3 rRNA genes are annotated in these 5,590 nt (G+C 51.3%); all 3 read left to right on the forward strand.

The window, feature by feature from the left end:
• Window positions 1-340: 340 nt before the first annotated feature.
• The 3 genes from NXS99_RS09080 to rrf all read left to right on the forward strand — a co-directional run bounded on the left by NXS99_RS09080 (window position 341) and on the right by rrf (window position 5,580).
• Window positions 341-1,859: ribosomal RNA gene (locus NXS99_RS09080) — 16S ribosomal RNA — on the forward strand.
• A 365-nt stretch (window positions 1,860-2,224) separates the two neighbouring features.
• A 23S ribosomal RNA gene (locus NXS99_RS09085) occupies window positions 2,225-5,305 on the forward strand.
• Window positions 5,306-5,463: 158 nt separating this feature from the next.
• Window positions 5,464-5,580, forward strand: a 5S ribosomal RNA gene (rrf, locus tag NXS99_RS09090).
• The 16S, 23S and 5S rRNA genes sit together here, the layout of an rRNA operon.
• Window positions 5,581-5,590: the final 10 nt, after the last annotated feature.

A 5,590-nucleotide genomic window follows, 5' to 3' on the forward strand; every position in this document is an offset into this window, starting at 1 on the left:
ATGTTGTTTGAGAACTCAATAGTGTGCCAATGTACTTTTTATTTTTTTCAAAGTGTTATTGGGATTGTTTTACTGTTATGTGCTTTTGATTGTGGCCGGCAAGTTTTTGCTTGGCTTGTAAAATCTTTTAGCGTTTGATGGTGAAAGAATTTTAATGATTCTTTTTTTATTGTGATCACGTTTTTACCCCGTCGGGTTGTGGTCATGATACATCTTTTATTTTTTTTCAAATAATCATTATTGCACCCACAAGTTTTTGTGGGTGTGTGCTGGTTGTTTGTTTTTTGCCAGTTTTGGTTGGGCTTTTCACGAAGCCTGATAAGGATATTTTTTCTTATTTTTTGTGGAGAGTTTGATCCTGGCTCAGGACGAACGCTGGCGGCGTGCTTAACACATGCAAGTCGAACGGAAAGGCCTAGCTTGCTAGGTACTCGAGTGGCGAACGGGTGAGTAACACGTGGGTGATCTGCCTCGTACTTCGGGATAAGCTTGGGAAACTGGGTCTAATACCGGATAGGACCATCGTTTAGTGTCGGTGGTGGAAAGTTTTTTCGGTACGAGATGAGCCCGCGGCCTATCAGCTTGTTGGTGGGGTAATGGCCTACCAAGGCGTCGACGGGTAGCCGGCCTGAGAGGGTGGACGGCCACATTGGGACTGAGATACGGCCCAGACTCCTACGGGAGGCAGCAGTGGGGAATATTGCACAATGGGCGCAAGCCTGATGCAGCGACGCCGCGTGAGGGATGACGGCCTTCGGGTTGTAAACCTCTTTCGACAGGGACGAAGCGTAAGTGACGGTACCTGTATAAGAAGCACCGGCTAACTACGTGCCAGCAGCCGCGGTAATACGTAGGGTGCGAGCGTTGTCCGGAATTACTGGGCGTAAAGAGCTCGTAGGTGGTTTGTCGCGTCGTCTGTGAAATACCGGGGCTTAACTCCGGAGCTGCAGGCGATACGGGCATAACTTGAGTGCTGTAGGGGAGACTGGAATTCCTGGTGTAGCGGTGGAATGCGCAGATATCAGGAGGAACACCAATGGCGAAGGCAGGTCTCTGGGCAGTAACTGACGCTGAGGAGCGAAAGCATGGGGAGCGAACAGGATTAGATACCCTGGTAGTCCATGCCGTAAACGGTGGGCGCTAGGTGTAGGGGTCTTCCACGACTTCTGTGCCGTAGCTAACGCATTAAGCGCCCCGCCTGGGGAGTACGGCCGCAAGGCTAAAACTCAAAGGAATTGACGGGGGCCCGCACAAGCGGCGGAGCATGTGGATTAATTCGATGCAACGCGAAGAACCTTACCTGGGCTTGACATATACAGGACGGCTGCAGAGATGTAGTTTCCCTTGTGGTCTGTATACAGGTGGTGCATGGTTGTCGTCAGCTCGTGTCGTGAGATGTTGGGTTAAGTCCCGCAACGAGCGCAACCCTTGTCTTATGTTGCCAGCACGTTATGGTGGGGACTCATGAGAGACTGCCGGGGTTAACTCGGAGGAAGGTGGGGATGACGTCAAATCATCATGCCCCTTATGTCCAGGGCTTCACACGTGCTACAATGGTCGGTACAACGCGTTGCCAGCCCGTGAGGGTGCGCGAATCGCTGAAAGCCGGCCTCAGTTCGGATTGGGGTCTGCAACTCGACCCCATGAAGTTGGAGTCGCTAGTAATCGCAGATCAGCAATGCTGCGGTGAATACGTTCCCGGGCCTTGTACACACCGCCCGTCACGTCATGAAAGTTGGTAACACCCGAAGCCAGTGGCCTAACCTTTTTGGGAGGAGCTGTCGAAGGTGGGATCGGCGATTGGGACGAAGTCGTAACAAGGTAGCCGTACCGGAAGGTGCGGCTGGATCACCTCCTTTCTATGGAGTTTTTATTTTGGCTGGTCAGTTGATCAGCAGTATTTTTTATTATTATCCGGGTGGACCATGATCATACTCCGGGTATATAACAAGTAGAACTAGTCTTTGTAGCAGATAGCATGATGAAAAAAAATAAGTTTTATGGTGTGTTGGCATGCTGTTGGGTGTCTGGGATGACATTTTGTGTGATTCCTGGTGGCTAACATTTCACGATGATCACTTTGTTTGGTGGTTGTGGTTGGTGTTGGTGTGTTGTGTGAGAACTGTATAGTGGACGCGAGCATTTTTATCTTTATTTTTTTGTGAATGATCCGCATGCTTTTGTGTGTGGGTGTTCTTAGTATTTTTTGTAAGTCATTTTGGTGTGTTGTTTGATGAAGAGCACACGGTGGATGCCTTGGCATGCTAAGCCGACGAAGGACGTGTAAGGCTGCGTTAAGCCTCGGGGAGTTGCCAATAGAGCGTTGATCCGAGGGTGTCCGAATGGGGGAACCTGGCTGCAGTTATGTGTAGTTACCCATCAGTGAATTCATAGCTGGTGTGGGGGTTTACGCGGGGAAGTGAAACATCTCAGTACCCGTAGGAAGAGAAAACAATTGTGATTCCGCTAGTAGTGGCGAGCGAACGTGGATGAGGCTAAACCGTATGCGTGTGATACTTGGCAGAGGTTGCGTGTACGGGGTTGTGGGGTTTGAACATCAGGTGGCTGTCATCACCTGGCATTTATACATATGTGCTAATCGAAGTGGTGTGGAAACGCCTGCCGTAGAAGGTGAGAGTCCTGTAGGTGAAAGTATGTGTGTTGGTGTTGTTTTTGTCCCCGAGTAGCAGCGGGCTCGTGGAATCTGCTGTGAATCTGCCGGGACCACCCGGTAAGCCTAAATACTTAGTGTGACCGATAGCGGATAGTACCGTGAGGGAATGGTGAAAAGTACCCCGGGAGGGGAGTGAAAGAGTACCTGAAACCGTGTGTTTACAATCCGTCAGAGCCGGCTTTGTTTGGCGATGGCGTGCCTTTTGAAGAATGAGCCTGCGAGTCAGCGGCATGTAGCGAGGTTAACCTTTGGTGGGGAGCCGTAGCGAAAGCGAATCCTAATTGGGTGTTTTAGTTGCATGTCCTGGACCCGAAGCGGGGTGATCTACCCATGGCCAGTGTGAAGCAGAGGTAAGACTCTGTGGAGGCGCGAACCCACTTAGGTTGAAAACTGAGGGGATGAGCTGTGGGTAGGGGTGAAAGGCCAATCAAACTCCGTGATAGCTGGTTCTCCCCGAAATGCATTTAGGTGCAGCGTCGTATGTTTCTTCCTGGAGGTAGAGCTACTGGTTGGTTGAGCGGGACCACAATCTTAGCAATGTCAGCCAAACTCCGAATGCCAGTGAAGTGAGAGTACGGCAGTGAGACTGCGGGGGATAAGCTCCGTTGGTCGAGAGGGAAACAGCCCAGATCGCCGGTTAAGGCCCCTAAGAGTGTACTAAGTGGGAAAGGATGTGGGATCGCGAAGACAGCCAGGAGGTTGGCTTAGAAGCAGCCATCCTTGAAAGAGTGCGTAATAGCTCACTGGTCGAGTGGTTCTGCGCCGACAATGTAGTGGGGCTCAAGTACACCGCCGAAGCCGCGGCAATGATCCATTTTGGATTGTTGGGTAGGGGAGCGTCGTGCACAGCGTTGAAGCGTCCGGGTAACCGTGGTGTGGAGTGTGTGCGAGTGAGAATGCAGGCATGAGTAACGAATGATGCGTGAGAAACGTATCCGCCGGATGACTAAGGGTTCCTGGGTCAAGCTAATCTTCCCAGGGTGAGTCGGGACCTAAGGCGAGGCCGACAGGCGTAGTCGATGGACAACGGGTTGATATTCCCGTACCCGTGTATATGCGTCAAATAGTGAATCAGTGGTACTAACCATCCACAGCTTTCTAATGCATGCTTTTGTGTGTGTTGGATGTTGTTGTGCATGGGATCTTCGTTGGTAGTAGCTAAGTGATGGGGTGACACAGGAAGGTAGCCAAGCCACTTATTGGATTGTGGTGTAAGCGTGTGGCCCGTGTGATAGGTAAATCCGTCACACAATAGGGTGAGGCGTGATGCGTACCCATTTTTGGGGATGTTGGTGATCCTATGCTGTCGAGAAAAGCCTCTAGCGAGTGTGTATATGGCCCGTACCCATAACCGACACAGGTGGTCAGGTAGAGAATACTAAGGCGTTCGGGTGAACTGTGGTTAAGGAACTCGGCAAAATGCCCCCGTAACTTCGGGAGAAGGGGGACCACTGCTGGTGACAGACTGATTGAGCTGGTGGTGGTCGCAGAGAATAGAGGGAAGCGACTGTTTATTAAAAACACAGGTCCGTGCGAAAACGTGGAAGTTGATGTATACGGACTGACGCCTGCCCGGTGCTGGAAGGTTAAGAGGACCTGTTAGTGACACCTTGTGTGTTGCGAAGCGGAGAATTTAAGCCCCAGTAAACGGCGGTGGTAACTATAACCATCCTAAGGTAGCGAAATTCCTTGTCGGGTAAGTTCCGACCTGCACGAATGGCGTAACGACTTCCCTGCTGTCTCAACCACAGGCCCGGTGAAATTGCAATACGAGTAAAGATGCTCGTTACGCGCGGCAGGACGAAAAGACCCCGGGACCTTCACTATAGCTTGGTATTGGTGTTTGGTTCGGTTTGTGTAGGATAGGTGGGAGACTGTGAAGCTGCATCGCTAGGTGTGGTGGAGTCGTTGTTGAAATACCACTCTGATCGGATTGAGCACCTTAACCTTGGCCCATGATCTGGGTTGGGGACAGTGCCTGGTGGGTAGTTTAACTGGGGCGGTTGCCTCCTAAAATGTAACGGAGGCGCCCAAAGGTTCCCTCAGCCTGGTTGGCAATCAGGTGTTGAGTGTAAGTGCACAAGGGAGCTTGACTGTGAGAGTGACAGCTCGAGCAGGTACGAAAGTAGGGACTAGTGATCCGGCACCTACGTGTGGAAGTGGTGTCGCTCAACGGATAAAAGGTACCCCGGGGATAACAGGCTGATCTTCCCCAAGAGTCCATATCGACGGGATGGTTTGGCACCTCGATGTCGGCTCGTCGCATCCTGGGGCTGGAGTAGGTCCCAAGGGTTGGGCTGTTCGCCCATTAAAGCGGCACGCGAGCTGGGTTTAGAACGTCGTGAGACAGTTCGGTCTCTATCCGCCGCGCGCGTTGAAACTTGAAGAAGGCTGTCCCTAGTACGAGAGGACCGGGACGGACGTACCTCTAGTGTGCCAGTTGTCACGCCAGTGGCAGGGCTGGTTAGCTACGTACGGAAGGGATAACCGCTGAAAGCATCTAAGCGGGAAGCCTGTTTTAAGATGAGGTTTCATTTGAGGTGCCCTCTAGACTAGGGGGTTGATAGGCCAGAATTGGAAGCGTAGTAATGCGTGTAGATGACTGGTACTAATTCACCGACAAACAACCACAACAACAAACACTTGTTTGCTGTGGTGACTAACAAAAAATGCGAAAAGAAATATTGATTCATGCCGCGTCCACTATGCAGTGTCTGACACAACACAACCCAAAACCCCATTATTATGGTGTGGTGATACGGGTCCAGAGTATAATGTGATAGAGATGTGTCGGTGGTTATAGCATTGGGGGTACGCCCGGTCCCATTCCGAACCCGGAAGCTAAGCCTAATTGCGCTGATGGTACTGCAAACGGGAGTTTGTGGGAGAGTAAGACACCGCCGACCTAAAACTTAA

This window comes from Corynebacterium sp. HS2168-gen11, assembly GCF_024834075.1.
Taxonomy (GTDB): Bacteria; Actinomycetota; Actinomycetes; order Mycobacteriales; family Mycobacteriaceae; genus Corynebacterium.